Genomic DNA, 26,758 nt, shown 5'->3' on the forward strand with positions numbered 1-26,758 from the left:
ACCACCGCTCAGTCGATCTCGACCGGTACGACCGTCCGGGCCTCGGCGAAGTGGCACGCCGCCGGGTGACCCTGGCCGCGGTCGACCAGCGCCGGCGCCTCGGTGGCGCAGATGTCCTGGGCCTTCCAGCAACGCGTCCGGAACCGGCAACCCGAGGGCGGGTCGGCCGGGCTGGGCACGTCGCCCTGCAGCAGGATGCGGTCCTTCTGCCCCCGCAGGTGCGGCTCGTGCAGCGGGACCGAGGACAGCAGCGCCTGCGTGTAGGGGTGCGACGGCGTCGTGTAGACCTGCTCGTCGGTGCCCTCCTCGACGATCGAGCCCAGGTACATGACCGACACCCGGTCGGAGATGTGCCGGACCACCGAGAGGTCGTGGGCGATGAAGAGGTAGGACAGGCCGAAGTCGTCCTGCAGGTCCTCGAGCAGGTTGACCACCTGGGCCTGCACCGACACGTCGAGCGCGGACACCGGCTCGTCGCACACGATGACCTCCGGCCGCAGCGCCAGTGCGCGGGCGATGCCGATGCGCTGCCGCTGACCGCCGGAGAACTGGTGCGGGTAGCGGTTGACGTAGTCCGGGTTCAGCCCGACCCGGTCCAGCAGCTCCTGGGTGCGCTTGAGCCGGTCCTTGCGCGGGGCGATGTCCGAGTGGACCGACCATCCCTCGGCCACGATGTCACCGACGGTCATGCGCGGGTTCAGCGACGAGTACGGGTCCTGGAAGATGATCTGGACCTCGCGCCGGTACTGCTTGAGCGCCCGGCCGGACATCGACGCGACGTCGGTGCCCTTGTAGCGGATCGTCCCGCCGGTCGGCTTCTCCAGCGCGACCAGCAGCTTGGACACCGTCGACTTGCCGCAGCCGGACTCGCCGACCAGGCCGACGGTCTCCCCGCGGCGCAGCGTCATGTTCACGCCGTCGACCGCGCGGACGTGGCCGATCGTGCGCTTGAAGACGATGCCCTGCGTCAGCGGGAAGTGCTTCTGCAGGTCGCGCATCTCCAGGAGCGTCTCGCCCAGAGGGCCGCGCGCGGAGGCGCCGTTGGACCCGGACACGGCGGTCGCGCCGGTGGACTCAGACGGCTCGGACACCGAGGACCTCCTCGCTGTAGTGGCACGCTGCCTCGCGGCCGGGAACGACCTGGCGCAGCGGCGGGACGTCGATCGAGCACTCCCGGCCGGGCGCCGCGTCGGCGCCCAGGCGCCGGTGCGCGCAGCGCGGGTGGAAGGGGCAGCCGCTGGGGATGGCGGCCAGGTTCGGCGGCTGCCCGACGATCGGCTGCAGCCGGCCGCCCTTGGCCTCCACCTGGGGCACCGAGGCCATCAGGCCCTCGGTGTAGGGGTGGCCGGCGTCGGTGAAGACGTCATCGACGGTGCCCCGCTCGACGATCCGGCCGGCGTACATGACCGCCACGTTGTCGGCGACCTCGTTCACGACGCCGAGGTCGTGGGTGATGAGGATCAGCCCCATGCCGGTCTCCCGCTGCAGGTCCTTGAGCAGGTCCATGACCTGCGCCTGCACGGTGACGTCGAGCGCGGTCGTCGGCTCGTCGGCGATGAGGATGCGCGGGTCCAGCGCGATGGTCATGGCGATCATGACGCGCTGGCGCATGCCGCCGGAGAACTGGTGCGGGTAGTCGTCGACCCGCTTGGCCGCCGCCGGGATGCGCACGCGGTCCATGAGCTCGACGGCCTTGCGCTTGGCCTCCTTGCGCGAGGCCCCCTGGTGCACGCGGAACATCTCGCCGATCTGCCAGCCAACGCTGTAGACCGGGTTCAGGGACGACAGCGCGTCCTGGAAGATCATCGAGATGCCGGGGCCGCGCACCTGGCGCTGCTCCTCCGCGCTCATGGCGAGCAGGTCGCGGCCCTCGAACCGGATGGCGCCCTGGATGACCGCCGGCGGGACGTCGAGGATGCCCATGATCGCCTGGGCGGAGACGGACTTGCCCGACCCGGACTCGCCCAGGATCGCCAGCGTCTCGCCCTCGGCGAGCGAGTAGCTGATGCCGTTGACGGCGTTGACCACGCCGGACCGCTGACGGAACTCGACGTGCAGGTCCTCGACCTCGAGCAGCTGACCGCCTGCGGTGGCCCGCCGGGTCGTGGGATCGGTCTGGGACTGGCTCATGCGCGCTGCCTCGGGTCGAGGGCGTCGCGCAGGGCGTCGCCCATCAGGATGAAGGCCATCACCGTCAGGGTCAGGACGATGCTGGGGAACAGGACGAGGTGCGGGGCGCTGCGGATGGCGTCCTGGCCGGCCTCGATCTGCAGGCCCCAGGAGAACGCCGGGCGCTGCAGCCCCACACCCAGGTAGGTGAGGGTCGCCTCGGCCGCGATGATCACGCCGATGGTGATGGTCGTGTAGACCAGCACCGGCGCGACGGCGTTCGGGAGGATGTGCCGCACCAGGATGCGGGTGTTGCCCGCACCCATGGCCCGGGCGGCGGCCACGTAGTCGGAGTTCCGGACCGCGATGACCTGCGAGCGGACCAGCCGCATGGCGGTCATCCAGCCGAACAGCGCCAGCGCCAGCGCGACCGCGCCCGGACCGCGGGAGTTGATGATCGGGATGCTCGTCTCGGGCCCCACGCGGAGCAGCACCAGCGCGCCGAGGATCAGCGGCAGCGCGTAGAAGATGTCCGCGATCCGGGACAGGACGCCGTCGGTGACGCCACCGAAGTATCCGGCGATCGCGCCCACGGCGACGCCCAGCACCAGGATGACGACGACGGCGAAGATGCCGATGATCAGCGAGTTCCGGGCCCCGTAGACGACGGTGGCCAGGTAGTCGCAACCCTGCACGTCGTAGCCGAACCAGTGCTCGGCCGAGGGCAGCCCCCGGGAGTTGGCCAGGTCGCAGGCTCGCGGGTCCTGCCCCCGGGCGAACAGCTGCGGCACGATCGCCATCACCGTGAACACCACGGTCAGGACGGCGCCGATCCAGAAGAACGGGTTGCGCTTGAGCGCCACCCACGCGTCGGACCAGAGGCTGTTCTGCCGGTCGCTGGTCACGTCGACCGAGGGACTGGCCAGGCCGGTCGTCGTCCCGGCCTCGATCTCGTCCTTGCGCAGGTCGGCCTGCTGCTGGTCAGTCATAGCGGATCCTCGGGTCCAGGACGGCGTAGAGCACGTCGACCACCAGGTTGAAGAAGATGAAGAAGAAGACCATCAGCGTCACGATGCCGACCACGACGGCACCCTCCTGGGCGCGGATGGCGTCGAAGACCTCGCGGCCGATGCCGGGCAGGTTGAAGACGGTCTCGGTGACGATGGCGCCGCCGAGGAGGGCGCCGATGTCGGCGCCGATGAAGGTGACGACCGGGATCAGGCTGTTGCGCAGCGTGTGCTGGACGATGATGCGCCGCGGGGGGAGCCCCTTGGCCTTCGCCGTCCGCACGAAGTCGGCGCGCAGGTTCTCGGCGATGCTCGTCCGGGTCAGCCGGGCCACGTAGGCCAGCGAGCCCGAGGCGAGCACCAGGCCCGGCAGGACGTAGCTGTACCAGCCCTCGCGCGTGCCGGCGATGGGGAACCAGCCGAGCTTGAGCCCGAACAGCAGCTGGGCGATGAAGGCCAGCACCAGGATCGGGATCGCGACGATGACGGTGGTCGAGACGAGGACCAGGTTGTCGAAGAAGCTGTTCCGGCGGATGCCGGCGAGCACGCCCGCCGCCAGGCCGATGATGATCTCGAAGATGACCGCGACGATGGTCAGCCGGATGGTCACCGGCAGCGTCCGCTCGATGGTGTCCAGCACGGGGCGGCCGCGGAAGTCGGTGCCCAGGTCGCCCTGGAAGAGCCCCTTGAGGTACTCCCAGTACTGGACCCAGAGCGGGTCGTCGAGGTGGAAGCGCTCGGTGAGCACCTGGACGACGGCCGGCGACACCGGGCGGTCGCCGGCGAGCGCGCGGATCGGATCGCCAGGCAGGGCGTAGACCATCGCGAAGATCAGGATGGATGCGCCGAGCATCACGGGGATGGTGAGCAAGAGTCGGCGCGCGACGTAGCGGCCCATGGTCCCCCTCCGGGGTGTGTGCACCCCTGCTCAGAGCGGGGTGCCGGTGTCCATCGTGCCGGTCAGGCGGCACTCGCGCCGCCGGGGGCCCCGTCCTCAGCGGACGGGCGCCCCCGGCGGGTGGTGCGGGTGGCTGGGTCGATCAGCCGTTGACGGTGACCTCGGACCAGACGGGACGCTGGAACAGGTCGATCCGGACGTTGTCCACGTTGTCGGTGTGGACGCTCTGGATCTGGGTGAAGAACAGCGGCGCGTTCGGCATGTCCTGGGCGATGAGGTCCTCGGCCTGCTGGTACAGCTCGATCGCCTCCTCCTCCGTGGCAGCCTGGTCACCCTCGCTGATCAGCTCGTTGACCTGCGGGTTGTCGTAGAAGGAGTAGTTCGAGCCGATGGGCGGGAAGGCCTGCGGCGTGAAGAGCGGCGTCAGGTAGCTCTCCGCGGCCGGGTAGTCGAAGCTCCAGCCGTAGCGGAACGGGCCGGTGAAGCCCTTCTCCTCGCCGAGGGGCAGGTACTGGGCGAAGTCCAGGTTGCCCTGCAGGGTGAACTCCAGGCCCAGGTTGGTGCGCAGCTGGTTGCCGACGGCCTCGATCCACGCGTCGTGGCCGGCACCGGCGTTGAACCACAGGTCGACCGGCTGGCTCTTGTCGAAGCCGGCCTCCTCCAGCAGCGTGTTCGCGGCGTCGGGGTCGAAGGTGCAGAACTCGCAGGCACCCTCGCGGTAGCCGTCGACGACCGGCGAGATGAAGGAGTCAGCCGCGGTGCGGGTGCCCGAGAAGATCGCCTCGGAGATCGCGTCGCGGTCGATGGCCATCGAGAACGCCTGGCGGACCCGCGGGTCGGCGAACCGGGCGTCGTAGGTCGGGAAGCCCAGGTAGGTGATCTGGGAGACCTCGGTGTTGATGAAGTTGTCGCCGAACTCGCTCTCGGCGGACTCGATCACGTCCGGCGGGATGACGTCGACGATGTCGACGTTGCCGTCCTGGGCGTCGGTGTAGGCCGTGGCCTGGTCGGCGTAGACGACGAACTCCATGCCCTCGGCCTGGGCGGCGTCCTCACCGGCGTAGTCCTCGTAGCGGGTGAGCGTGATGCCCTGACCCGGCACGTACTCGCTGTCGGCCATGAACGGGCCGTTGCCGATCGGGTTGGTGCCGAAGGCCTCCGGGTCATCGAAGAAGGCCTCGGGGAGCGGGTTGAAGGCGTCGTAGCCGACGACCGCGGGGAACAGCGCGAACGGGGCGGCGAGCTCCACGGTGAAGGTCAGGTCGTCCTCGACCGCGAGACCGCTGAGCTCGGTAGCGGTGCCCGCCTCGAGCTCGTCGAACCCGGCGATGCGGGAGAGGTACGAGCCGCCGTCCTGCGCGTTCTGCGGGTTGGCGGTGTAGTTCCACGCGTCGACGAAGGACTGCGCGTTCACCGGCGTCCCGTCGTGGAACGTCCACCCGTCCTTGAGGGTAATCGTCCAGTTCTGGTTGTCCTCGGACTCGATGGACTCGGCGACGCCGGAGTACTCGACCTCGCCCTCCTCGGAGTAGCCCACCAGGCCGGTCCACAGGGCGGCGATGACCTTCGCGCCCTCGCTCTCGGTGGTGTTGCCCGGGACGAGCGGGCTCTTGGGCTCACCGATGTAGGCGGTGAAGGTGCCGCCACCCTCGCCGCCGGTGGAGCCGGATCCGTTGTCATCGCCGCCGCCACAGGCGGACAGCAGCATCGCGCCGGCCAGGGCCGTGGCGACGAGCGCACCAGGGCGCTTGTTGAGCTTCACGTGGAGGCCTCTCTCGTTCCGCGAGCGCGGAGTCTCGGACTGGTCGGCCAGGCTCCCGCACGAGGCATGGGGCCTGGCGATCGTGTGTCGGACTGCACGCGTACGGGTGGGAACCCGGCGTGCACGGGGAGCACGCTAGGCATACGCCGGGGGCGGTGCCACCAGCGTTGTCCATTTGTGACCTGCGTCCACGATGTCACAGCGGTGACCGGAAGGGCTCCTGGGGTCCTGGCCTGCGGCGGGACGGAGTGAGCCGCAGTCGCCGGTTTTCTGGACGCCTTGCGGCGGGCCTCGGTGGCGCCGACGCGCCGAGGTGTGGTCCGGCCGGGCCATGGGTAGGTGGGCCCCGAACCCCGACGAGAGGACATGCTCATGAGTGGCGAGGACAAGGCCAACAACAAGCTCGAGGAGCTCGGCGGCAAGGCCAAGGAGGCGCTGGGCAACGCGACCGGCGACAAGGACCTCCAGGCAGCCGGCCAGAAGGACCAGACGAAGAGCAACCTGAAGCAGGCCGGCGAGAAGGTCAAGGACGCCTTCAAGTAAGCCCGCAACACGCGCGGCGGAGGCCGCACCCAATCCCCGGGTGCGGCCTCCGCCGCGTCTCTGCGCTTTTCCGCGGAAAGGCGGCCCGCTTTTCCGCGGAAAAGCAGGCCGGTGGGATCAGCCGGCGGCGGGAGCGCGGAGAGCAGCGGCGATCCGTACGACGACGTCGTCCATGTGCCGCAGGTCGGCTGCCGAGAGCCGGATGACGCGCCAGCCGGCCGCGATCAGCGCCGTCAACCGGACGTCGTCCTTCGCGATCTGCAGCCCGTCGAAGTGGTACTCGCCGTCGTACTCCACGATCAGCCGTCGCTCGGGCCAGGCCAGGTCGACGCGCGCCAGCCACACGCCGCCGTCGATCACCTCGTACTGCGGGACCGGTGCCGGCAGACCGGCGAGAGCGCACGCGACGCGCACCCAGGACTCGGGAGGCGACTCGCTCCGCCCGTCGACCAGCCCGAACGCCCGCCGAGCCCGCCGCGACCGCCACACACCGGGCGGTCGCTCCTGCATCTGCTGCAGGGCGCCCACGTCGAGCACGCCGGCCCGCACCATCGCATCGAGCACTCCGACCGCTGTGCCGATCGGCTCCAGGGTCGCGACCTCCCACGCCGTCCGCACCGGGCTCGTGTGGCGGATGCCCTCCTCGTCGACCAGCACGTCGGACGCCGGCACGTCAGCGGTATGGACCCGCACCCCGCCCGGTCCACGCCACTTGGTCCCCGGTGGGACGACCACGGTGACGGGGTCGGCGTAGGCGGGCGCCGGGGCACCCAGCAGCGCGGCGGCCGACCGTCCACCCAGCACGGCCGACGGCGGCATCAGCAGCGCGGCGGCACGACAGCGCAGCAGGTGGTCCCGGACCAGCGACGGATCGGCGTACACCCCGTGCAGCACCCGTACGTACGGACCGTTCTGCACCTGGTGCCGGGTGAGCACCCCTTCGGACACCGCGTGCGCCCCGACGAAGACGCCGTGCAGCCCTGACGAGCGGAGAAGCATCCCGGCATCGTCGCCGTCCCGGCCGTTCCCGCGCTCCCGCCGTCCACAGCCCTGCTTTTCCGCGGAAAAGCAGCCGGAGTTTCCGCGGAAAAGCGGGCCGCTTTTCCGCGACAAGCGGGTCAGGGGTGGGTGAGGAGGGCGCGGACGGCGGGGATGAGGGGGCGGTCGGCGGCGATCCAGTCGACATCGTCCAGCTCGTCGGCCGTCACCCAGCGCAGCGCGGCGTGCTCGTGGGCCACCGGCTCGCCCGACGCGATCCGCGCCGCCCACACCCGCATCGTCGAGGCCCCCCGCGGCCCACCGCCGACGACGCCGTCCAGCGGCACCTCGCCGAGGAAGGCGCCCGCCTCGACGACCACGCCCAGCTCCTCGGCGCACTCCCGGACGAGGGCAGCCAGCTGCGACTCGCCCGGCTCGACCTTGCCGCCGGGGAACTCCCAGAGGCCCGCGTACGGCCCGCCCGACCGCTGCGCCACCAGCACGCGGTCGCCGTCGACGAGGGCCGCGCCCACCACCTGGACCACGTCGCGCGCCCGGGCCTCCGCCGCCGCGACGTAGCCGGCGAGGTCCGCCCGCACGGACCGCTCCAGGCGGCGCCGCAGCACCCGGTCGGCCACCAGCCCCAGGGGTCCCGGCAGCCCGCTCGCGCCGTCGATCCGCTCGTCGACGACGGTGCCCTCCGCGGTGGGGGTGAACCGGCGCGTGGAGGTCAGCCGGCCGCGTCCGGTCCTCGGCCTGGAGACGTGGACGTCGGAGTGCGGGCGGACCGATTCGACCTCGTGCAACGGCGTCGTCGAGGAGCGGCCGCAGGCACGGGCCACGTCGAAGGCCACGGTCAGCGGCGCCTCCACCAACGTGGTGAAACGCAGCCGGAACACGCGGCCACTGTCCCAGAACCGGCAGGATGGCCTCCGTGCGCATCAATGCCCGGGTCGACTACGCCATCCGAGCCGTCGTCGAACTCGCCGCGGCGGCGCCCGAGTCGATGACCGCCGACGCCATCGCCACCGCCCAGGGCATCCCCAGCCGGTTCCTCCAGGCGATCCTCACCGACCTGCAGCGGGCCCGGCTGGTCACCAGCCAGCGGGGCCGGGACGGCGGCTACCGGCTCGCGCTCCCCGCGTCGGAGATCTCCATCGCACGGATCATGCGGATCGAGCAGGGTTTCCTCGCCGAGGTGCACGGCCAGCGCCCCGAGGACGTGCGGTACCCGGGGGCGGCGGCCGGTCTCGCCCCGGTGTGGGTCGCCGCCCGCGAGGCCTACCGCCGGGTGCTCGAGGGCGTCACCGTGGCCGACGTCGTCGCCGGGCACCTCCCCGAGCACGCCGCCGAGCTGGTCGCCATGGACGAGGCGTGGCGCTCGTTCGGCAGCTGACGGGCGCCGGCCCGAGCCGCTCCCCCGCACCGGCGAAGTCGGCTGTGGAACAATCGGCGCCGTGACCGTTGGCGGCGTTCTCCTCGTCGCGCGCCTGCACATCGATCTCGCGCGCGTCTCCAGCGCCGCCTGTCGCGCCTCGCGCTGACCCAGGTCCCCCCGCGCAGACATCCCCTGCGAAACGAACCGGCAGCGCCCACCCGAACACCCGCGGCGGCCGCCGCGACGGGGTCAGGCGCAGGAAGAAGTACCGAACGTGACGACTCCCACCCGCACGAGCAACCGCCCCAAGCGCGGCGAGGGCCAGTGGGCTCTGGGCTACCGGGAGCCGCTGAACCCGAACGAGCGGATGAAGAAGGACTCCGACGGCCTCGAGGTCCGTCAGCGGATCCTGGACATCTACTCGAAGAACGGGTTCGACAGCATCGACCCCGGTGACCTCCGCGGCCGGATGCGGTGGATGGGTCTCTACACCCAGCGGGCGCAGGGCATCCCCGGCGGCAAGACCGCCGTGCTGGAGCCCGAGGAGCTCGAGGACAAGTACTTCATGATGCGGGCCCGCATCGACAGCGGGCAGCTCACCAGCGACGCCCTGCGGGTCATCGGCGGCATCAGCACCGAGTTCGGCCGGGACGTCGCCGACGTCACCGACCGGCAGAACGTCCAGTACCACTGGATCCGCATCGAGGACGTCCCCGAGATCTGGCGCCGGCTGGAGTCGGTGGGCCTGTCCACGATGGAGGCGTGCGGCGACGTGCCGCGCGTCATGCTCGGGTGCCCGCTGGCCGGCATCCTCGATGACGAGGTCATCGACGCCACCGACGTCATCGCGCAGACGGTGGAGAAGTACGTCGGCAACCCCGAGTTCAGCAACCTGCCGCGGAAGTGGAAGACGTCGATGTCCGGCTGCGTCGACCACTGCACCGAGCCCGAGATCGACGACGTCGCGTTCGTCGGCGTCCGCAACGAGGCCGGCGAGGCCGGCTACGACCTGTGGGTCGGCGGCGGGCTGTCGACCAACCCGATGTTCGGCAAGCGGATCGGCGTCTTCGTCCGCCCCGACGAGGTGACCGAGGTCTGGGCCGGCGTCACGTCGGTCTTCCGCGACTACGGCTACCGGCGGCAGCGCAACCGCGCCCGGATCAAGTTCCTGATGGCCGACTGGGGTCCGGAGAAGTTCCGCCAGGTGCTCCAGGAGGAGTACCTGCACCGCGCCCTGCCCGACGGCCCCGCGCCCGCCCCGGCCAAGCACGACCAGCGCGACCACGTCGGCGTCAGCAAGCAGAAGGACGGCCGCAACGCCGTCGGCTTCGCGCTGCGCACCGGGCGGATCACCGGCTCGCTGCTCACGACGATCGCGAACCTGGCCGACGAGTACGGCCAGGGCCGGATCCGGACGACGACGCAGCAGAAGCTGGTCATCCTCGACGTCCCGGACGAGCGGGTCGAGGACCTCGTCGCGGCGCTGGCCGAGCACGACCTGCAGGTGCGCCCGAGCGCCTTCCGCCGCGGGACGATGGCCTGCACCGGCCTGGAGTTCTGCAAGCTGGCGATCGTCGAGACCAAGCAGCACGCGCAGGACCTCTACGCGGAGCTGGAGAAGCGGCTGCCGGACTTCGACGTGCCCATCGGGATCAACGTCAACGGCTGCCCGAACAGCTGCGCGCGCTTCCAGACCGCGGACATCGGCTTCAAGGGCTCGATGGTCAAGGACGACTCGGGCGAGATGGTCGAGGGCTTCCAGGTGCACCTGGGTGGGCACCTCGGCGTCGAAGCGACCTTCGGCCGCAAGTTCCGCGGCCACAAGGTGACCAAGGCCGAGACGGCCGACTACTGCGAGCGGGTGCTCCGCGGCTTCCTCGACCGCCGCACGGACGGCGAGTCCTTCGCCCACTACGTGTCGCGCGCCGAGGAGGACTGGCTGCTGTGAGCGAGGAGGACACCGGCGGGTCGGGAAGGGTCCGGCAGCTGCCGGTGTTCCACTGCCCGTACTGCGGGGACGAGGACCTCACCCCGCACGAGGGCGAATCGGCCGACGGCTGGCGCTGCAGCGCCTGCCTGCGGGCGTTCTCCGTCCGTCTGATCGCAACGGGAGTGCAGCACTGATGACGACCGCCATCGCAGCGACACCGGAGCTGGCCGCCGAGGCCGACGCCCGGTTCGGTGCCATCGCCGACCCGGTCGTGCAGGCGCTGGCCGCCCTCCAGTGGGCCGGCGAGACGTTCGGCGACCGGTTCGCGATCACCTCATCGATGGCCGACGGCCTGCTCGCGCACCTCGCGAGCCGGGCGATCCCCGGCGTACACGTCATCTTCCTCGACACCGGCTTCCACTTCGCCGAGACGATCGGCACCCGTGACTGGATCACCGGTGTGCTGCCGGTGACCCTGGTCAACGTCACCGCCCCGCAGACGCCCGCGGAGCAGGAGCTCGCCCACGGGCCGAAGCTCTTCGAGCGCGACCCCGACCTGTGCTGCTCGCTCCGCAAGGTGCAGCCGCTGGCCGAGACGCTGTCCGGCTACTCCGCCTGGGGTTCCGGTGTCCGCCGCGACGAGTCCGCGACCCGCGCCGGCACGAAGCTGGTCGACTGGGACGCCAAGCGCGGCATGGTGAAGGTCAACCCGATCGCCGCCTGGACCCAGGCCGACGTCGACGGCTACATCGCCGAGCACCAGGTGCCGGTCAACCCGCTGTTCGAGCTGGGCTACGGCTCGATCGGCTGCGCGCCGTGCACCCGCCCGGTGGCTCCGGGCGAGGACCCGCGCGCCGGGCGCTGGGCGGGCTCCACCAAGACCGAGTGCGGCCTGCACACCTGAGAGGGCCTCATGGCGCGCCCACCACGTCTGTCACCTGACGACGTCGCCGCCGCGCTGGCCGGGCTGCCGGCGTGGTCCGGCGACGCCGACGGGCTGCGGCGCACCGTGGAGCTGCCGAGCTTCCGTGACGCCGTCGCCGCGATCGTCGCCATCGCGGACGTCGCTGAGGAGATGGACCACCACCCCGACATCGACGTGCGGTGGCGCACGCTGCACCTCACGCTGGTCAGCCACTCCGCGGGCGGCGTGAGCGAGCTGGATCTCGAGCTCGCCCGCCGCATCGACGCCCTGCTCCCCTGACGGACGCCGCCGTCCACCAGGGTGCGAAGGTCTGGGCATGAGAGCGGACGACGCCGTGGTGGTGCCGGAGCAGCCGGACACGCGGGCCCGGGGGCCGATGACGGGGGCCGAGCGCGAGGTGCTCGACCACTGGGTCGACTTCTACCGCGACACGGTGCTGCTGAAGATCGCCGGACTCGACGCGGCCCAGCTCGCCGCCCGTCCGATCCCGCCGTCGTCCCTGAGCCTGATCGGCGTGGTGCGGCACCTCACCGAGGTCGAGGCCTACTGGCTCCGCGTCGTCCTGCTCGACGAGGCCGACGTCCCCGACTACTACTGCACCCCCGCCAGCCGGGACGGCGACTTCGACGACGTCGACCCCACCACCGCCGGCGCGGACGTCGCCGCCTACCGGGCGGAGCTCGAGCTGACCCGGGCCAACGCGGCGGCGTGGACCGACCTCGACACGCCGGTCCGCGGCCTGCGCCGCGGCGAGCCGGTCAACCTGCGCTGGATCCTCACCCACCTCGTCGAGGAGTACGCCCGATACCTCGGCCACATGGACCTGCTCCGCGAGGCGCTCGACGGCCGCACGGGTTACTGAGCGGACCCCGCCCCTACCTGCTTTTCCGCGGAAAAGCAGGCCGCTTTTCCGCGGAAGATCAGGCCGCTTTTCCGCGGAGAAGCGGGGTGGGGTCAGGCGCGGACGGGCAGCACCAGCAGGCCGAACAGCCGGTCGGCCTCGGCGTCGGGATCGGCGGTCAGCCCCGTGTGCACCGGACCGGTCTGGACGACGGTGCTGCGCGGGGCGGTGAGCCAGCGGAAGCGCGACCCGAGCGCCTCCCGGCCGGCCGCCCCCGCACCCGGGTCGGCGGCGCAGACGTCCGCCGCGGCCTGCAGCGCGCGGCCGATCGCCACCGCGTCGGCCGTGGGATCGAGCACGCGCAGCCGCTCCGGGTCGAGGTGCACCCGCGAGCCGAGGTAGTCCCGCTGACGGCAGTAGACGAGGACGCCGGCGTTGAGGAACTCACCGCGCTCGACGCGGGGCACCACGCGCAGCACCGCGTACTCGAACGTGTCGCGGCTCATCGCTGGGTGACCCCTTCCGGCGGCGGCGGGCCCAGCCACGCCGGGCGGTTCTCCCCCCGCGGCGCCCGGCGGCGGCCCGCTCCCCCGGCCTCGGCGGCCGCGACCAGCCCCGGCAGCCAGGCGTCGCGCGCGGCGAGCCGGGCGAGGAGCTGCCCGGAGTACCGGTCGCGCAGCTCCGCCGGGGGGTCGCCCTGCAGCCACTGGTCGGGCACCTGGGCCAGGACGCCGTCGAGCACCTCGCGCGTGACCCGCGGGGCCAGCGTGGCGTCGGCGGCGGCGACGTCGGGCGCGCACTCGATCAGCGCGTGCGCCGACGCGTCGTAGGGCCGGGCCACCGCGGCGGCCGCTCCCGGCCAGTGGTGGTGGAACGTGAGCGCGGCGCCGTGGTCGATGAGCTGGAGCCGGTCGTGCCAGAAGAGCATGTTCGGGTTGCGCCACGAGCGGTCGACGTTGCCGACGAGCGCGTCGAACCAGAGCACCCGGCCGGCGAGCTCGCCGTCCACGCCGTCGGCACCGGCCTCGAAATCGAGGGCGCCGGGCAGGTAGTCCAGACCCAGGTTGAGCCCGGCGGAGCGCTGCAGCAGCTCCTGCACCTCGACGTCGGGCTCCCCCACCGCGAGCTCCGGGGCGACGTCCACGGTCACCAGGGTGGGCACCGGCAGGTCCAGCGCGCGGGCCAGCTCGCCGCAGACCACCTCGGCGACCAGCACGTTCACGCCCTGCCCGGCGGCCTGCCACTTGACCACGTAGGTGCCGAGGTCGTCGGCCTCCATGAGCCCCGGCAGCGAGCCACCCTCGCGCAGCGGGGTGACGTAGCGGGTGGCGGTGACGGAGGCGAGCACAGTGCGGGCGACCCTACCGGGGAGCCGCCTGCCAGTAGCCGGCCATCAGCTCGTGGGACCAGGCGGGTTGCCGCACCTCGCCCCGCGGGGCGAACTCGGCGAGGTAGGGCTTCACGTCGAGCACCGGGCTCCCGTCGATGGCGTCCAGCGCGTGCACGGTGAGGGTCAGCCCGTCGACGGCGAGCAGCCGGCAGACGGTGACCCCGATGCGGTTGGGCCGGCCCTTGGCGCGCTGGGCGAAGATGCCGACCCGGGGCCAGGCGGGGTTGTTGCGCGGGTGCCGCGCGCCGGCCTGGACGCCGGCCGGGTCCACCCGGTCGAAGACGTAGACGACCTCCACGTGGGAGAACGCGTCCAGCCCGTCGAGCGCGTCGGGGGTGAACCGCTCGGCGTCGAGCGTGATGGTCGACGTGACGGTGTCCCAGTCGTCGTCCAGCGGCTCGGTGCGGGGTGAGTGGACCGAGCCGATCGGGGTCATCTCCATGCCCGCAGCCTGCCAGCCGGGCACCCGCCGCCCGATGCGGGAAACTGCAGGACATGGGCCTGTTCCGCGCGACCGACCCCGCGGGGCTGGCGGACGCGCCGTTCAGCTACGCCGAGGTGGGCGGCACGGGCGCGGCGGCGTTGCCCACGGGCTACCGCACCGCGACGTACTCGACCGTCGTCGGCTCCGGCCGGGCGGACTTCGAGCGGGCGGTGGCCGCGGTGTTCGACTGGCGGGCGCAGCGCAGCGTCGGCTTCCACGTGCGCGCCGACGGCCCGGCCGGCGTGCCCGGCACCGTCGTCGTCCTCACCTTCGGCCTGCCGCGGCTGGGCGTCGAGCTGCCCTGCCGGGTGGTCGAGGCGCGCACCACGGGGAACGAGCGCGGGTTCAGCTACGGCACGCTCGCCGGGCATCCGGAGAGCGGCGAAGAGCGGTTCACCGTCCGGCTCCTGCCCGGCGGCGACGTCGTCTACGAGATCCGGGTGTTCTTCCGGCTGGCCTCCCCCGCCGCCCGGCTGGCCGGGCCGTTGAGCCTGGTGCTGCAGCGCCTGGGCACCAGGCGGTACCTCGCCGCGATCGGCCGGGCCGCCGCGGGCTGACCGCCCGCCGATGAGTCCCCGGCCACCGGCGGGTCGGTACTGCACATCCACGGACGAGGAGCAGACGCATGGGGCTGGCAGCGGACGTCGAGGCGGTGGTCGCCGCCGCGGTGGCCGAGGGGCAGGTGCCCGGCGCGGCCTGGCGCGTCGACCGCGGCGGCGAGGTGGCCGTCGGCGCGGCGGGCACGCACACCCCCGGCGGGGACGACGCGGTGCACGCCGACGACGTCTTCCGGCTCTCCTCCGTGACCAAGCCGGTGGTCGCCGTCGCCGCTCTGACCCTGGTCGACGCCGGCCTGCTCGACCTGGACGGGCCGGTGGAGGCGCACCTGCCCGAGCTGGCCGACCGGGTGGTGCTCACCGATGCCACCGACGCCTCCGCGGGCACCGTGCCGGCCCGGCGGGCGATCACCGTGCGCGACGTGCTGACCTTCCGGCTGGGGCTGGGGATGGACTTCACCGCCCCGTGGCCGTCGCCCACCATGGCCGCGCTCGCCGCCACCGGTCTGCCGGCCGGGCCGCCGCAGCCGCAGGCCGCGCCCCCGCCGGACGAGTGGCTGCGACGGGTGGCCACGGTGCCCCTGGCCCACCAGCCCGGGGAGCGCTGGCTCTACCACGTCGGCGCCTCGGTGCTCGGCGTCCTGGTCGCCCGGGCCGCCGGCCGGCCCTTGCCGGACGTGCTCACCGAGCGGGTGCTGGAGCCCCTGGGCATGTCCGACACCGGGTTCGGCGTCCCCGCCGCCGCGCTGCCCCGGCTCGGCCCGCACTGGACGCCGCCGGACACCGAGGGGCGGCACGAGTGCTACGACCCGCCGGACGGGCAGTGGAGCCGGCCGCCCGCGTTCCCCGACGCCGGTGACGGGCTGGTCTCGACCGTCGACGACCTCGCAGCCGTCGCCGCCATGCTGTGCCGCGGCGGCCGGGCCCCGGACGGTCGGCCCGTCCTCCGGGAGGCCACGGTCCGGGAGATGCTCACCGAGCAGGCCGGCCCGGTCGACGACGAGGGCGGTGGCTGGGGGCTGGGGCTGGGCGTGCGCCGGACCGACGAACCCGGCGGCCGCTCGGCAGGCTCCTTCGGCTGGGACGGCGGGCTGGGCAGCTCGTGGTGGACCGATCCGCGCACCGGGGTGTCGGCGGTGCTGCTGACCAACCAGATGTGGAGCTCCCCCACCCCGCCGCCGCTGTTCGACGCGTTCCGGGCGGTCGCCTTCGGCCCGCGCTAGCTACGGGCTCCTAACCCTCGGCGCGGGCGTCCTGCCGCTCGCGCTCGATCAGGTCCTTGCTGCGCACCAGCCGCAGGGCGGTGACCACCAGCAGGCCGCCGGCCATGTTGAGCAGCGTCGTGTACCAGAACCAGGCGAGCCAGTCGGCGTAGCCGAACGGCCCGCCGGCGTGGATGCCGGCGAAGACGATCAGCGAGTCCAGGATCGAGTGGAAGAGCACGAGGCCCGCCAGGACGAAGGCGCCCGCGATGGCGGCGACGATCCTCCCGGTCTCGGACTCCGCCCCCTGCTGCATGCGGGTCATCAGCGTGATGCAGCTGCCGGCGAGGAAGGCCAGGCACGCCGACTGCAGGTCCAGCGGCGCGTCGACGAAGGTGGTGGCCGACTCGATCGCCGTCGCACCCAGCTCCGGCAGCGCGTGGACGACGATCCACATCGCCAGCCAGCCGCCGACCAGGTTGGCCACCAGCGTCCCGGCCCACAGCCTGGCCAGCTGACCGGCCCTCGCACGCCCGGCGACGACGGCGGTGACCGGCACCAGGAAGCCCTCGGTGAACAGCTCGCTCCGGGCCAGCAGGAGGGCGACGAAGCCGATGCCGAAGGCGAGACCGGCCAGCAGGTGGCTGCCGGTCTCGGCGTAGACGGCGAGCAGGGCGACCACGCCCACGCCCACCTCCAGCCCTCCGGCGAGACCGGTGGTGAGCACCTCGCGCCAGGTCCGGTGCAGCCGCTGGGCGCCCTGGGTGACGATCCGGTCGAAGGCCCGGGCGAGCTCGTCCTCCTCCGGGGCGTCGGTCTCGCCGAGCCGGCTGCGTACCTCGTCGGTGGCCACGGGTCCCACTTCCCGCCGCGCTCTCGGGCGGCCGCGGCGCAGAGGCGCTACCCCCGGCCGGCCCGGGCACACGTCGGCGCGCCCGGTCGGGTCGCCCCGCGGCGCCGCGACCAGCAGGATCGGGAGCCGTGGACCGCGACCTGCTCGAGTACGCCGTGGAGCTGGTCGAGGAGGCCGGCGGGCTGGCCGCCCGGTGGTTCACCGTGGCAAGCCCGCGGTCCGGCGCCGGCGGGGCGAGCCCGGTCGAGGTGGAGGTCGAGCGGCTGCTGCGGACCCGCATCGCCGCCCGGTACCCCGACGACGCCGTGCTCGGCAAGGAGTCGGACATCTCTCCCGGCACCGACCGCCGCCGGTGGGTGCTCGACCCGATCAACGGCACCAGCCTCTTCGCCCAGCGGGTGCCCACGTTCAACGTGCTGCTGGCGGTCGAGGACGCCGAGGGCCCGCTCGCGGCGGTGGCCGGCTACCCGATGAGCGACGAGCTGCTCTACGCCGGGCGGGGGCTGGGCTGCTGGCACTCGCTGGCGGGGCGGCCGGTCCGCCAGGTGCGGGTCAACGACCACGAACGGCTGCGCGGTGCCCTGGTCGAGATGCTCAACCCGCTGGCGTGGTCGGAGGAGCTGCTGCTCACCCTGCACCGCGAGCTCTACCTGCAGCCGTGGACCAAGGGCGACGTCGACCTGGCCACCGGGCTGGCCGACGCGCTGGTGATCGCCGGTGCGCCCATCGGCTACGAGGACCTCGCCGTCCTCCCGCTGCTGGTGGGCGAGGCCGGCGGGCGGGTCACCGACCTGTCGGGGCGCGACGTCCTCCGCGGCGACGGGTCGGTGCTGGCGAGCAACGGCCGGCTGCACGACGCCCTGCTGGAGCTCGTCGCCGGACTGCCGCACGGGCGGGACTTCGCCGCCCTCCGCGAGCGCGCCGACCGCTGACCCGCGGACCGCCACGTGCCGTTTGTGCGGGAAGGCGCTCCGGGTAGCGCGCACTGGTCCACGCCCGCTCAGTCAGGAGCCCCATGCCCCCCGCACGCAAGCCAGACCAGTCCGCACCGAAGACGGTGAGCCCGACCGGCGTCGGTCACGACGGCCCGGAGGAGGGCCGCGATCCCCGCGCCCAGGCCGGCGACCGGCTGACCACGCCGAACGGCGTGCGCCTGCCCGACACCGACCACTCGCTCAAGGCTGGTCCGCGCGGTCCGGTCCTCCTCGAGGACTTCCACCTGCGCGAGAAGATCATGCACTTCGACCACGAGCGCATCCCGGAGCGCGTGGTCCACGCCCGCGGCGCGGGCGCGCACGGCGTCTTCACCGCCAACGGCGCGGCGGCGTCGGTGACGCGGGCCGCCGTCCTGGCGGAGGAGGGGCTGGAGACGCCGGTGTTCGTCCGGTTCTCCACGGTGCTGGGTTCGCGCGGCTCGGCCGACACGGTGCGCGACACCCGCGGCTTCGCGACGAAGTTCTACACGAAGGAAGGGACCTGGGACCTGGTCGGCAACAACATGCCGGTCTTCTTCATCCAGGACGCGATCAAGTTCCCCGACATCATCCACGCGGGCAAGCCGCACCCGGACCGGGAGATCCCGCAGGCGCAGTCGGCGCACGACACCTTCTGGGACTTCGTCACCCTCCACACCGAGGCGACCCACCACACGATCTGGAACATGAGCGACCGCGGCATCCCGCGCAGCTACCGGACGATGGAGGGCTTCGGCGTCCACACCTTCCGGCTGGTGAACGGCGAGCGGGGCACGACCCTGGTCAAGTTCCACTGGAAGCCGCGGCTCGGCGTGCACTCCCTCACCTGGGAGGAGGCGCAGATCGCCGCGGGCGTCGACCCCGACTTCCACCGCCGCGACCTCTACGACGCCATCGAGAACGGCGCCTTCCCCGAGTGGGACCTCGGCATCCAGGTCTTCCCCGACACCCCGGACGAGACCTTCGAGGGGATCGACCTGCTCGACCCGACCAAGATCGTGCCGGAGGAGCTGGCACCGGTGCAGATCATCGGCACCCTGGTCCTGAACGCCAATCCGACGAACTTCTTCGCCGAGACCGAGCAGGTCGCCTTCCACACCGGCCACCTCGTCCCGGGCATCGAGGGCACCAACGACCCGCTGCTGCAGGGCCGCAACTTCTCCTACCTCGACACCCAGCTGACCCGGCTGGGCGGACCCAACTTCACGCAGATCCCGATCAACCGGCCGCACGCCCCGGTGAACGACAACACCAGGGACGGCTTCCACCAGCACGCGGTGCACACCGGGCAGGCGCCGTACACGCCCAACAGCATCGACGACGGCGTGCCCTTCCCGTCCGACTGGTCCGAGGGCGGCTACGTGCAGGTGCCCCGGCACGTCGAGGGCGAGGTGGGCCGGACCGCGCCCGCGTCGTTCGACGACCACTTCTCGCAGCCGGCGCTGTTCTACCAGAGCCTGACCAGCGTCGAGCAGCAGCACGTGATCGACGCGTACACCTTCGAGCTCGGCAAGTGCTACGAGCAGGCGATCAAGGAGCGCGCGCTGACGGTGCTGGCCCGCATCGACGCGACGCTCTGCGCGCAGGTCGCCGCCGGTCTGGGCCTGCCGGTGCCGAAGAAGATCAAGGCGGAGAAGACGCGGTCGCAGTCCCCCGCCCTGCGCCAGATCACGCCGACCCCCTTCCCGATCGAGGGCCGGATCGTCGGCGTGGTGGCCGGCCCCGGCGCCGACCTGGACGGCATCGCCACGCTGCGGAAGGCCCTGGAGGCCGAGGGCGCGCTGCTGCGGGTCATCGCCCCGCACGGCGGTCAGCTGGTCAAGGGCAAGACCGTCGAGATCGTGGAGCGCACCTTCGCGACCGGCCGGTCGATCGAGTTCGACGCCCTCGTCGTCGCCCACGGCGCCCCGAAGGACGGCGACTTCCGCGCGCTGGTGATGCTGCAGGAGGCCTTCCGCCACCTGAAGGCGGTCGGCGCCTGGGGTGACGGCGTCGAGGTGCTGAAGGCGGCCGGCATCGACCCGGAGGCGCCCGGCGTCCTCACCGGGAAGAAGGCCAACGCCAAGCTGGCGGCTGCCACGGTGGCGGCGCTCGGCATGCACCGGGCCTGGGACCGCACCCCGCTGGTGCGCTCTTCGATGGTGCCGCCCACCGTCTGACCCGGTAGGCCGACGAGGGGCGGGGCGGTAGCTGCCGTCCCGCCCCTCATCGGCTCCGCCGCATCACTTGAGGAAGGGCGCCCGCTTCAGCAGCTTGAGCCCGGCGGTCATCACCGAGGCGTACTTCTCCAGCGGCTGGCCCGGGACCGGGCCCATGGACATCCCGCGCTGGACCGCGACGGTCTGCGCCTCGGTGTACTTGAGGATGCCCTCGCGCCCGTGCCGCCGGCCGACGCCGGAGTCCTTCATCCCGCCCATCGGTGCGTCGTGCGAGGCCCACGCCGCGGCATACCCCTCGTTGACGTTGACCGTGCCGGCCTGGATGCGGGTGGCCAGCTGCGCGCCGCGCTTCGGCGTGGTCCAGATGCTGGCGTTGAGCCCGTAGTCGGTGTCATTGGCGCGACGCACCGCCTCCTCGGCGTCGGCCACCCGGGCGACCGCCACGACCGGCCCGAAGGTCTCGTCGCGGGCCAGCGCCATCTCGTCGGTCACGCCCTCGAGCACGGTCGGCTCGTAGAACAGCGGGCCCAGGTCGGGGCGCGGCTTCCCGCCCGCGAGCACCCGGGCCCCCTTGGCGACGGCGTCGTCGACGTGCCGGGTGACGACGTCGAGCTGGTCGGCGCTGACCAGCGAGCTCATGTCGGCGTCCCAGCCCAGCCCGGCGCCGAGCTTCATCGCCCTGACCCGCTCGGCGAAGGCCGGGACGAAGCGGTCGTAGATCGCGTCCTCGACGTACATCCGCTCGACGCTGATGCACAGCTGCCCGGAGTTGGAGAAGCAGGCCCGGATCGCCCCGTCGACCGCCTTGTCGAGGTCGGCGTCGGCCAGCACGATCATCGGGTTCTTGCCGCCCAGCTCGGCGGAGAAGCCGATCAGCCGCCGCGCGCACTGCTCGGCCACGATCCGGCCGGTCGCGGTGGACCCGGTGAACATCAGGTACTCGACGCCCTCGATCAGCGGCGCGCCGAGCACCCGGCCCGCGCCGGTGACGACCTGGAACAGGTCCCGGGGCAGGCCGGCCTCGAACAGGAGCTCGACGGCGATGAGCGCGGTGAACGGCGTCTGCGCGTCGGGCTTGAGCACGATGCCGTTGCCGGCGAGCAGGGCGGGGATGGCGTCGGACACCGCGAGGGTCAGCGGGTAGTTCCACGGGCTGATGACGCCGATCAGGCCCTTGGGGTGGTGGTGCTCCACGGTGCGGGTCAGCAGCGGGAGCGCCCCCTGCCGGCGCGTGGGCCGCAGGTGCGACGCCGCGGTGTTGGCGTAGTACCGCGCGGTCGCGGCGACGTCGGCCAGCTCCTCGAAGGCGCTGACCCGGTTCTTGCCGGTCTCGACCTGGGTGATGTCGAGGATCTGCTCCTGCCGCTCGAGGACCAGGTCGTGGTACCGGTCCAGCACCGCCCGCCGCTCGGACAGGGGGCGGGCCGCCCACTCGACCTGCGCGGCGCGCGCCCGGCGCTGGGCCTCGGCGACGTCCTCGGCGGTGCAGGTGGGCACCTCGCCGACGAGCGCCCCGTCGAACGGGGCGCGCGACGCCTGCCGCGGGCGGCCGGGCGCGGCGGTGACCAGCGCGGCCAGGCGGGCCACGAGGGCGGGGTCGAGGGGGCCGGGTGCGGCGGTGCCCGTCGGGGCGAGCTCGGCGGTCGTCATGCGACCTTCCTACTCCTGACCCGCAGATCAGGCAGGCGAGCCGCTGGGACCGAACCGTTCCACCCGGATGGACGACGCCGGCACGCCCGCGGTCTCGAGCAGCTGGGTGGCCGCCTCGGCGAAGGACGCCGACCCGCAGACGTAGGCTGTCTGCCCCGGTTCCCACAGCGGCACCAGCTCGTGGGCGGCCAGCCGTCCGGCCGGGCGGATGCCGTGCTGCTCGCGGGTGAGCGCGATCAGCGCCCCGGCGTCGGCGAGCTCGTCGGCGTAGGGCAGCCCGGCGAGGGTGCGCGAGGAGACGGCGATCCGCAGCAGGTCCTCCTGCCCGGTCGCGCGGGCGTGCCGCAGCATCGACACGAAGGGGACGACGCCCGATCCGCCGGCCACCAGCAGCGCCGGGGTCCCGCCGTCCCACACGAACCAGCCGCCGATCGGCCCGCGCACCTCCAGCTCGTCACCGGGCTCGACGACGTCGGCGAGGTAGGTGGACACCTCGCCGTCGTCCAGCCGCTCCACGAACAGCTCGACCAGCGGGTCGCCGGGCGCGGAGGCCACCGAGTACGAGCGCTGCGCGGTGTAGCCGTCCTCGGCGGTCAGCCGGACGACGTAGTGCTGCCCCGGCAGGTGGTCGATCCGGTCGTGCACGTCCAGCCGCAGCTGCACCGAGCGCTGGATCGGGCGCCGCACCCCCGACACCGTCGCCGTCGTCCAGCCACCCGCGGGGGCCTTAGTCACCTTGGTACCGCTGCTGGCGCCAGGGGTCCCCGAGGTCGTGGTAGCCGTTCTGCTCCCAGAAGCCGGGCTGGTCGCGCTGCAGGAGGGTGAGCCGGGTGACCCACTTGGCGCTCTTCCAGAAGTAGAGGTGCGGCACGAGCAGCCGGACCGGCCCGCCGTGCTCGATCGGCAGCGGCTTGCCGTCGTACTCCCACACGACCCAGGCCTGGCCGCCGGTGACGTGCTCCAGCGGCAGGTTGGTGGTGTAGCCGGTCTTCGAGGTCGCCATGACGAAGCGCGCGTCGGCCGTCGGCCGGGCCGCCGCCAGCAGGGAGTCGACGGAGACGCCGGCGAACCAGGTGCCGAACTTCGACCAGGTGGTGACGCAGTGGATGTCGCCGCGGTACTCCGACCGGGGCAGGGCGTGCGCCTGGTCCCAGTCCCACGTGGTCGGGGACTCCACCTCGCCGTCGACGGTGATCGACCACGTCTCCGGTGCGATGCGCGGCGTCGGCTCGGCGGTGAGCACGGGCCAGTCGGTGCCGACGTCGTACTGGCCGGGCGGGAGGCGGGGGTCGCGGTCGCGGCGGCGGCCCAGGAAGCCGCGGGTGGGTCCAGGCATGGGGCCCACTCTTCCGCATCCGGCGGGTGGGAACCCCACGTCCGCGGCCGCCGTTGCTGGATGTGGACTCCCCGCCACGGCGCGGTGAACGCGGGCCGACCTGTCAGTGAACGGGGCGGGGCCCGGTAAGGCACCCCTTACGAGAGCTGTGTCACCGCGCGTTGACGTGGTGGGCGGCCCGGGAAGGTCCTAGTTTGGGCGCCGTGGTGACGGTGACGGACTCGACGCAGCGCAGGGCCCCCAAGGCGGCGAAGACCACCTCGGTCTTCAAGAAGGCCGTCATGGCGATCAGCGGCATCATCCTGGTGCTGTACCTGATCGCCCACATGATCGGGAACCTCAAGGCCTTCGCCGGCGAAGAGGACTTCAACCACTACTCGGAGTGGCTCCGCACCATCGGCAACCCGGCGCTGCCGGGCGCGACGGCGCTGTGGCTGATCCGGATCGTCCTGCTGGTCGCCGTGTTCGCCCACATGTGGGCCGCGATCTCGCTGTGGCGCCAGGCCAAGCGGGCCCGCCCCCAGGGGTACGTCACCAAGAAGGCCGTCGCCCAGAGCTACGCCTCGCGGACCATGCGCTGGGGCGGCGTCATCATCGCCGCCTTCGTCATCTGGCACCTGCTCGACCTCACGTGGGGCACGGTCAACAGCGCGGGCGACTCCGGGCCCTACGACAAGCTGGTCGCCAGCTTCTCCAACCCCGTCTCCACCGCCTTCTACGCGATCGCGGTGATCCTCGTGGGCATGCACCTCCGCCACGGCATCTGGAGCGCCACCCAGACCCTCGGTCAGAGCAACCGCCGCCGGGAGGTGACCGTGAACTACACCGCCACCGCCATCGCCACGGTCCTCACCCTGGGCTTCCTGCTCGTGCCCTTCTCCGTCCTCTTCGGTCTGATCGACTAATGACTCTTCTGCCTAGGAGACCCGCAGGCATGGCTCTCGAACTCTTCACCGAAGGCGACCCGATCGCCGACACCAAGGCGCCGATGGACGTGCCGATCGGCGAGCGCTGGAGCGAGCGCAAGTTCCGCGGTCGCCTGGTCAACCCGACCAACCGCCGCAAGATGACGATCATCGTCGTCGGCACCGGCCTGGCCGGTGGCTCGGCCGCCGCGACGCTGGGCGAGGCCGGCTACCACGTCAAGTCCTTCTGGTACCAGGACAGCCCGCGCCGCGCGCACAGCGTCGCCGCGCAGGGTGGCATCAACGCCGCGAAGAACTACCGCAACGACGGCGACAGCGTGCACCGGCTGTTCTACGACACGGTCAAGGGCGGCGACTTCCGCGCCCGCGAGAACAACGTGCACCGCCTCGCCGAGGTCAGCGTCAACATCATCGACCAGGCGGTCGCCCAGGGCGTGCCCTTCGCCCGCGAGTACGGCGGGCTGCTGGACAACCGCTCCTTCGGTGGCACCCAGGTCTCGCGCACCTTCTACGCCCGCGGCCAGACGGGGCAGCAGCTGCTCTACGGCGCCTACCAGGCCCTCGAGCGGCAGATCGCGGCCGGCAGCGTCGAGCAGAACGCCCGCACCGAGATGCTCGACCTGATCGTCGTCGACGGCCGCGCCCGCGGGATCGTCGCCCGCGACCTGGTCACCGGCGAGCTCAGCACCCACTTCGGCGACGCCGTGGTGCTCGCCAGCGGCGGGTACAGCAACGTCTTCTACCTCTCCACGAACGCCAAGGGCTCCAACACCACGGCGATCTGGCGGGCGCACAAGCGGGGCGCGTACTTCGCCAACCCCTGCTACACGCAGATCCACCCGACCTGCATCCCGGTCAAGGGCGACTACCAGTCGAAGCTCACCCTGATGTCGGAGTCGCTGCGCAACGACGGCCGCGTGTGGGTGCCCAAGGAGCGCGGCGACGACCGCGACCCCCGCGACATCCCCGAGTCCGAGCGGGACTACTACCTCGAGCGGCTCTACCCGTCATTCGGCAACCTGGTGCCCCGCGACATCGCCTCCCGCCAGGCGAAGAACGTGTGCGACGAGGGCCGTGGCGTCGGCCCCGGCGGTCTGGGCGTGTATCTGGACTTCGCCGAGGCCATCCAGCGCCTGGGCCGCCCCGCCGTCGAGGCGAAGTACGGCAACCTCTTCGACATGTACGCCCAGATCACCGGCGAGGACCCGTACGCCACCCCGATGCGGATCTACCCTGCCGTGCACTACACGATGGGCGGGCTGTGGGTGGACTACGACCTGCAGTCGACGATCCCCGGCATGTTCGTGATCGGTGAGGCGAACTTCTCCGACCACGGCGCCAACCGCCTCGGGGCGAGCGCGCTCATGCAGGGCCTGGCCGACGGCTACTTCGTCCTGCCGTCGACCATCAGCAGCTACCTGGCCGACGGCCCGTTCGAGAAGGTCGACGAGAGCCACCCCGCCGCCGTCGAGGCGCTGCAGGGCGTGCAGGAGCAGGTGCAGAAGCTGCTCAGCATCAACGGCACCCGCACGCCGGCGTCCTTCCACCGCGAGCTCGGCCAGCTGATGTGGGACCTGTGCGGCATGGAGCGCACCGACGAGGGCCTGCGCAAGGCCATCGACCGCATCCGCGAGATCCGCCAGGAGTTCTGGACCGACCTCAAGGTCACCGGCGACTGGCACTCGTTCAACCAGACGCTCGAGCACGCCGGCCGCGTCGCCGACTTCATCGAGCTCGGCGAGCTCATGTGCATCGACGCACTGCACCGCCGCGAGAGCTGCGGCGGGCACTTCCGGGCGGAGAGCCAGACCCCCGAGGGCGAGGCACTGCGCGACGACGAGCACTTCGCCTACGTCGCCGCCTGGGAGTGGACGCCGGAGAACCAGCCCCCGGTCCTCCACAAGGAAGACCTCATCTACGAGTACGTCCACCTCGCGCAGCGGAGCTACAAGTGACAGCGACCCACGAAGGCACCATGCGCTCCAGCGTCGGCGACCCCGGCGCGGAGAAGCGCGGCATGAACCTGACGCTGCGCGTCTGGCGTCAGCAGGGCCCGACGGTGAAGGGCAAGATGGTGACCTACAAGGTCACCGACATCTCCCCCGACATGTCGTTCCTGGAGATGCTCGACGTCCTCAACGAGCAGCTGATCCTGCAGGGCGACGACCCGGTCGCCTTCGACCACGACTGCCGCGAGGGCATCTGCGGCATGTGCGGGCTCATGATCAACGGGCAGGCGCACGGTCCCCAGCAGACCACCACCTGCCAGCTGCACATGCGCTCGTTCAAGGACGGCGACTCGATCGACATCGAGCCGTGGCGCGCCTCGCCGTTCCCGGTGATCAAGGACCTCGCCGTCGACCGGCGGGCGTTCGACCGGATCATCCAGGCCGGCGGCTACATCAGCGTCCCGACCGGCACCGCGCCGGAGGCGCACGCCACCCCGGTGCCGAAGAAGGACGCCGACAACGCCTTCGACGCCGCCACCTGCATCGGCTGCGGCGCGTGCGTGGCGGCCTGCCCGAACGCCTCGTCGATGCTGTTCACCGCCGCGAAGGTCACCCACCTCGGGCTGCTCCCCCAGGGCCAGCCCGAGCGCAACGACCGCGTGGTCAACATGGTCGCCCAGCAGGACCGCGAGGGCTTCGGTGGCTGCACCAACATCGGCGAGTGCTCCGCGGCGTGCCCGAAGGGCATCTCCATGGAGACCATCTCGCGGCTGAACCACGACCTGCTCGGCGCCCTGCGCGCGGGGGCCCGCCCCAAGAGCTGAGCACATCGTCATCCTCCGGATGACACCGCGGCCACGTGCCGTCCCCGACGAGGGTTGAGCCTCCGCGAGCCCTCGTCGGGGAG

General features: G+C 72.2%; 28 protein-coding genes. 14 read left to right on the plus strand and 14 right to left on the minus strand.

The annotated features are described in order from the left end of the window. Positions 1-8 precede the first annotated feature (8 nt). The 5 genes from DQ239_RS12515 to DQ239_RS12535 form a co-directional block, all read right to left on the minus strand. Positions 9-1,019: a dipeptide ABC transporter ATP-binding protein gene (locus DQ239_RS12515; protein WP_348519330.1), complete on the minus strand. Its 1,011-nt coding sequence runs from the start codon at positions 1,017-1,019 to the stop codon at positions 9-11. 55 nt (positions 1,020-1,074) lie between these two features. Then, complete coding sequence (locus DQ239_RS12520; protein ID WP_113834741.1) at positions 1,075-2,130, minus strand: ABC transporter ATP-binding protein; 1,056 nt, start codon at positions 2,128-2,130, stop codon at positions 1,075-1,077. Continuing rightward, positions 2,127-3,098: an ABC transporter permease gene (locus DQ239_RS12525; protein WP_113834742.1), complete on the minus strand. Its 972-nt coding sequence runs from the start codon at positions 3,096-3,098 to the stop codon at positions 2,127-2,129. Before DQ239_RS12525 ends, DQ239_RS12520 begins: the two co-directional genes overlap by 4 nt. After that, entirely contained in the window at positions 3,091-4,014 is a 924-nt protein-coding gene (locus DQ239_RS12530) for an ABC transporter permease (protein ID WP_113834743.1), read from the minus strand. Before DQ239_RS12530 ends, DQ239_RS12525 begins: the two co-directional genes overlap by 8 nt. Positions 4,015-4,156: 142 nt before the next feature. After that, complete coding sequence (locus tag DQ239_RS12535) at positions 4,157-5,776, minus strand: ABC transporter substrate-binding protein (protein WP_199582954.1); 1,620 nt, start codon at positions 5,774-5,776, stop codon at positions 4,157-4,159. Between the two features lie 372 nt (positions 5,777-6,148). Between DQ239_RS12535 and DQ239_RS12540 the strand changes: the two genes are divergently transcribed. After that, on the plus strand, positions 6,149-6,319 hold the full coding sequence (locus DQ239_RS12540) for a CsbD family protein (RefSeq protein ID WP_113834834.1): 171 nt from the start codon (positions 6,149-6,151) through the stop codon (positions 6,317-6,319). A gap of 117 nt (positions 6,320-6,436) precedes the next feature. Here the strand turns inward: DQ239_RS12540 and DQ239_RS12545 are convergent, their stop codons facing one another. Together DQ239_RS12545 and DQ239_RS12550 are read right to left on the minus strand one after the other, a co-directional pair. Continuing rightward, positions 6,437-7,318, minus strand: a complete 882-nt coding sequence (locus tag DQ239_RS12545) for a DUF559 domain-containing protein (RefSeq protein ID WP_113834744.1) — start codon at positions 7,316-7,318, stop codon at positions 6,437-6,439. Between the two features lie 119 nt (positions 7,319-7,437). Next, complete coding sequence (locus DQ239_RS12550; protein WP_113834745.1) at positions 7,438-8,196, minus strand: (deoxy)nucleoside triphosphate pyrophosphohydrolase; 759 nt, start codon at positions 8,194-8,196, stop codon at positions 7,438-7,440. Positions 8,197-8,222: 26 nt separating this feature from the next. Between DQ239_RS12550 and DQ239_RS12555 the strand changes: the two genes are divergently transcribed. The 6 genes from DQ239_RS12555 to DQ239_RS12580 all read left to right on the plus strand — a co-directional run bounded on the left by DQ239_RS12555 (position 8,223) and on the right by DQ239_RS12580 (position 12,392). Continuing rightward, positions 8,223-8,693, plus strand: coding sequence for an Rrf2 family transcriptional regulator (locus tag DQ239_RS12555; protein WP_233489143.1), 471 nt, complete (start codon positions 8,223-8,225; stop codon positions 8,691-8,693). Positions 8,694-8,949: 256 nt separating this feature from the next. Next, complete coding sequence (locus DQ239_RS12560; RefSeq protein ID WP_113834747.1) at positions 8,950-10,623, plus strand: nitrite/sulfite reductase; 1,674 nt, start codon at positions 8,950-8,952, stop codon at positions 10,621-10,623. Further along, on the plus strand, positions 10,620-10,799 hold the full coding sequence (locus tag DQ239_RS12565; RefSeq protein ID WP_199582969.1) for a hypothetical protein: 180 nt from the start codon (positions 10,620-10,622) through the stop codon (positions 10,797-10,799). Before DQ239_RS12560 ends, DQ239_RS12565 begins: the two co-directional genes overlap by 4 nt. Further along, positions 10,799-11,509: a phosphoadenylyl-sulfate reductase gene (locus DQ239_RS12570; protein WP_113834748.1), complete on the plus strand. Its 711-nt coding sequence runs from the start codon at positions 10,799-10,801 to the stop codon at positions 11,507-11,509. Before DQ239_RS12565 ends, DQ239_RS12570 begins: the two co-directional genes overlap by 1 nt. A gap of 9 nt (positions 11,510-11,518) precedes the next feature. Beyond that, the gene (locus DQ239_RS12575) at positions 11,519-11,809 is read left to right on the plus strand and encodes a 4a-hydroxytetrahydrobiopterin dehydratase (protein WP_113834749.1); all 291 of its coding nucleotides are present in this window, start codon (positions 11,519-11,521) and stop codon (positions 11,807-11,809) included. A gap of 37 nt (positions 11,810-11,846) precedes the next feature. Next, entirely contained in the window at positions 11,847-12,392 is a 546-nt protein-coding gene (locus DQ239_RS12580; protein ID WP_113834750.1) for a DinB family protein, read from the plus strand. A gap of 92 nt (positions 12,393-12,484) precedes the next feature. On the opposite strand, the gene DQ239_RS12585 is transcribed toward DQ239_RS12580, so the two are convergent. Genes DQ239_RS12585 through DQ239_RS12595 form a run of 3 tightly spaced genes read right to left on the minus strand, consistent with a single transcriptional unit; the run spans position 12,485 to position 14,203 of the window. After that, the gene (locus tag DQ239_RS12585) at positions 12,485-12,877 is read right to left on the minus strand and encodes a DUF3037 domain-containing protein (protein WP_113834751.1); all 393 of its coding nucleotides are present in this window, start codon (positions 12,875-12,877) and stop codon (positions 12,485-12,487) included. Further along, entirely contained in the window at positions 12,874-13,719 is an 846-nt protein-coding gene (locus DQ239_RS12590) for a HipA family kinase (RefSeq protein WP_113834752.1), read from the minus strand. The genes DQ239_RS12585 and DQ239_RS12590 overlap by 4 nt, the downstream gene beginning before the upstream one ends. 13 nt (positions 13,720-13,732) lie before the next feature. Next, positions 13,733-14,203 (minus strand): SAM-dependent methyltransferase, encoded by a 471-nt coding sequence (locus tag DQ239_RS12595; RefSeq protein ID WP_113834753.1) that lies wholly within the window; start codon positions 14,201-14,203, stop codon positions 13,733-13,735. Between the two features lie 53 nt (positions 14,204-14,256). Between DQ239_RS12595 and DQ239_RS12600 the strand changes: the two genes are divergently transcribed. Both DQ239_RS12600 and DQ239_RS12605 read left to right on the plus strand, forming a co-directional pair. Continuing rightward, complete coding sequence (locus DQ239_RS12600) at positions 14,257-14,802, plus strand: DUF1990 domain-containing protein (protein ID WP_199582955.1); 546 nt, start codon at positions 14,257-14,259, stop codon at positions 14,800-14,802. Positions 14,803-14,870: 68 nt separating this feature from the next. Then, a complete protein-coding gene (locus DQ239_RS12605) occupies positions 14,871-16,025 on the plus strand; it encodes a serine hydrolase domain-containing protein (RefSeq protein ID WP_113834755.1) in 1,155 nt (384 codons plus the stop codon). 10 nt (positions 16,026-16,035) lie between these two features. On the opposite strand, the gene DQ239_RS12610 is transcribed toward DQ239_RS12605, so the two are convergent. Further along, positions 16,036-16,857: a formate/nitrite transporter family protein gene (locus DQ239_RS12610; RefSeq protein ID WP_113834756.1), complete on the minus strand. Its 822-nt coding sequence runs from the start codon at positions 16,855-16,857 to the stop codon at positions 16,036-16,038. A gap of 128 nt (positions 16,858-16,985) precedes the next feature. On the opposite strand from DQ239_RS12610, the gene DQ239_RS12615 reads away from it, so the two are divergent. Next, entirely contained in the window at positions 16,986-17,789 is an 804-nt protein-coding gene (locus DQ239_RS12615) for an inositol monophosphatase family protein (RefSeq protein WP_113834757.1), read from the plus strand. An 83-nt stretch (positions 17,790-17,872) separates the two neighbouring features. After that, entirely contained in the window at positions 17,873-19,990 is a 2,118-nt protein-coding gene (locus tag DQ239_RS12620; protein ID WP_113834758.1) for a catalase, read from the plus strand. Positions 19,991-20,053: 63 nt separating this feature from the next. Here the strand turns inward: DQ239_RS12620 and DQ239_RS12625 are convergent, their stop codons facing one another. From DQ239_RS12625 to DQ239_RS12635, 3 genes are read right to left on the minus strand one after another with little or no spacing between them, the layout of a single operon-like run. Continuing rightward, positions 20,054-21,640: a succinic semialdehyde dehydrogenase gene (locus DQ239_RS12625; RefSeq protein ID WP_113834759.1), complete on the minus strand. Its 1,587-nt coding sequence runs from the start codon at positions 21,638-21,640 to the stop codon at positions 20,054-20,056. A 27-nt stretch (positions 21,641-21,667) separates the two neighbouring features. Further along, positions 21,668-22,375 carry an FAD-binding oxidoreductase gene (locus DQ239_RS12630; protein WP_233489144.1) on the minus strand — a complete coding sequence of 236 codons (708 nt, stop codon included), beginning with the start codon at positions 22,373-22,375 and terminating at the stop codon, positions 21,668-21,670. Then, positions 22,368-22,976 (minus strand): molybdopterin-dependent oxidoreductase, encoded by a 609-nt coding sequence (locus tag DQ239_RS12635; RefSeq protein ID WP_113834837.1) that lies wholly within the window; start codon positions 22,974-22,976, stop codon positions 22,368-22,370. Before DQ239_RS12635 ends, DQ239_RS12630 begins: the two co-directional genes overlap by 8 nt. 203 nt (positions 22,977-23,179) lie before the next feature. On the opposite strand from DQ239_RS12635, the gene DQ239_RS12640 reads away from it, so the two are divergent. From DQ239_RS12640 to DQ239_RS12650, 3 genes are read left to right on the plus strand one after another with little or no spacing between them, the layout of a single operon-like run. Continuing rightward, positions 23,180-23,881, plus strand: coding sequence for a succinate dehydrogenase cytochrome b subunit (locus tag DQ239_RS12640; RefSeq protein ID WP_113834760.1), 702 nt, complete (start codon positions 23,180-23,182; stop codon positions 23,879-23,881). A gap of 29 nt (positions 23,882-23,910) precedes the next feature. Next, entirely contained in the window at positions 23,911-25,857 is a 1,947-nt protein-coding gene (locus DQ239_RS12645; protein WP_113834761.1) for a fumarate reductase/succinate dehydrogenase flavoprotein subunit, read from the plus strand. Positions 25,858-25,877: 20 nt separating this feature from the next. Then, positions 25,878-26,675, plus strand: coding sequence for a succinate dehydrogenase/fumarate reductase iron-sulfur subunit (locus tag DQ239_RS12650; protein ID WP_233489145.1), 798 nt, complete (start codon positions 25,878-25,880; stop codon positions 26,673-26,675). Positions 26,676-26,758: the final 83 nt, after the last annotated feature.

The organism is Blastococcus sp. TF02-09, assembly GCF_003319105.1.
Classification (GTDB): domain Bacteria; phylum Actinomycetota; class Actinomycetes; order Mycobacteriales; family Geodermatophilaceae; genus Blastococcus.

Bases quoted from the DNA above. Each gene is read 5' to 3' on its own strand.
- DQ239_RS12540 (WP_113834834.1), top strand. From the start codon at position 6,149: ATGAGTGGCGAGGACAAGGCCAACAACAAGCTCGAGGAGCTCGGCGGC.
- DQ239_RS12635 (WP_113834837.1), bottom strand. From the start codon at position 22,976: ATGCCTGGACCCACCCGCGGCTTCCTGGGCCGCCGCCGCGACCGCGAC.
- DQ239_RS12570 (WP_113834748.1), top strand. From the start codon at position 10,799: ATGACGACCGCCATCGCAGCGACACCGGAGCTGGCCGCCGAGGCCGAC.
- DQ239_RS12625 (WP_113834759.1), bottom strand. From the start codon at position 21,640: ATGACGACCGCCGAGCTCGCCCCGACGGGCACCGCCGCACCCGGCCCC.
- DQ239_RS12530 (WP_113834743.1), bottom strand. From the start codon at position 4,014: ATGGGCCGCTACGTCGCGCGCCGACTCTTGCTCACCATCCCCGTGATG.
- DQ239_RS12650 (WP_233489145.1), top strand. From the start codon at position 25,878: ATGCGCTCCAGCGTCGGCGACCCCGGCGCGGAGAAGCGCGGCATGAAC.
- DQ239_RS12595 (WP_113834753.1), bottom strand. From the start codon at position 14,203: ATGGAGATGACCCCGATCGGCTCGGTCCACTCACCCCGCACCGAGCCG.
- DQ239_RS12545 (WP_113834744.1), bottom strand. From the start codon at position 7,318: ATGCTTCTCCGCTCGTCAGGGCTGCACGGCGTCTTCGTCGGGGCGCAC.
- DQ239_RS12605 (WP_113834755.1), top strand. From the start codon at position 14,871: ATGGGGCTGGCAGCGGACGTCGAGGCGGTGGTCGCCGCCGCGGTGGCC.
- DQ239_RS12525 (WP_113834742.1), bottom strand. From the start codon at position 3,098: ATGACTGACCAGCAGCAGGCCGACCTGCGCAAGGACGAGATCGAGGCC.
- DQ239_RS12520 (WP_113834741.1), bottom strand. From the start codon at position 2,130: ATGAGCCAGTCCCAGACCGATCCCACGACCCGGCGGGCCACCGCAGGC.
- DQ239_RS12585 (WP_113834751.1), bottom strand. From the start codon at position 12,877: ATGAGCCGCGACACGTTCGAGTACGCGGTGCTGCGCGTGGTGCCCCGC.
- DQ239_RS12600 (WP_199582955.1), top strand. From the start codon at position 14,257: ATGGGCCTGTTCCGCGCGACCGACCCCGCGGGGCTGGCGGACGCGCCG.
- DQ239_RS12645 (WP_113834761.1), top strand. From the start codon at position 23,911: ATGGCTCTCGAACTCTTCACCGAAGGCGACCCGATCGCCGACACCAAG.
- DQ239_RS12620 (WP_113834758.1), top strand. From the start codon at position 17,873: ATGCCCCCCGCACGCAAGCCAGACCAGTCCGCACCGAAGACGGTGAGC.
- DQ239_RS12580 (WP_113834750.1), top strand. From the start codon at position 11,847: ATGAGAGCGGACGACGCCGTGGTGGTGCCGGAGCAGCCGGACACGCGG.
- DQ239_RS12555 (WP_233489143.1), top strand. From the start codon at position 8,223: ATGGCCTCCGTGCGCATCAATGCCCGGGTCGACTACGCCATCCGAGCC.
- DQ239_RS12575 (WP_113834749.1), top strand. From the start codon at position 11,519: ATGGCGCGCCCACCACGTCTGTCACCTGACGACGTCGCCGCCGCGCTG.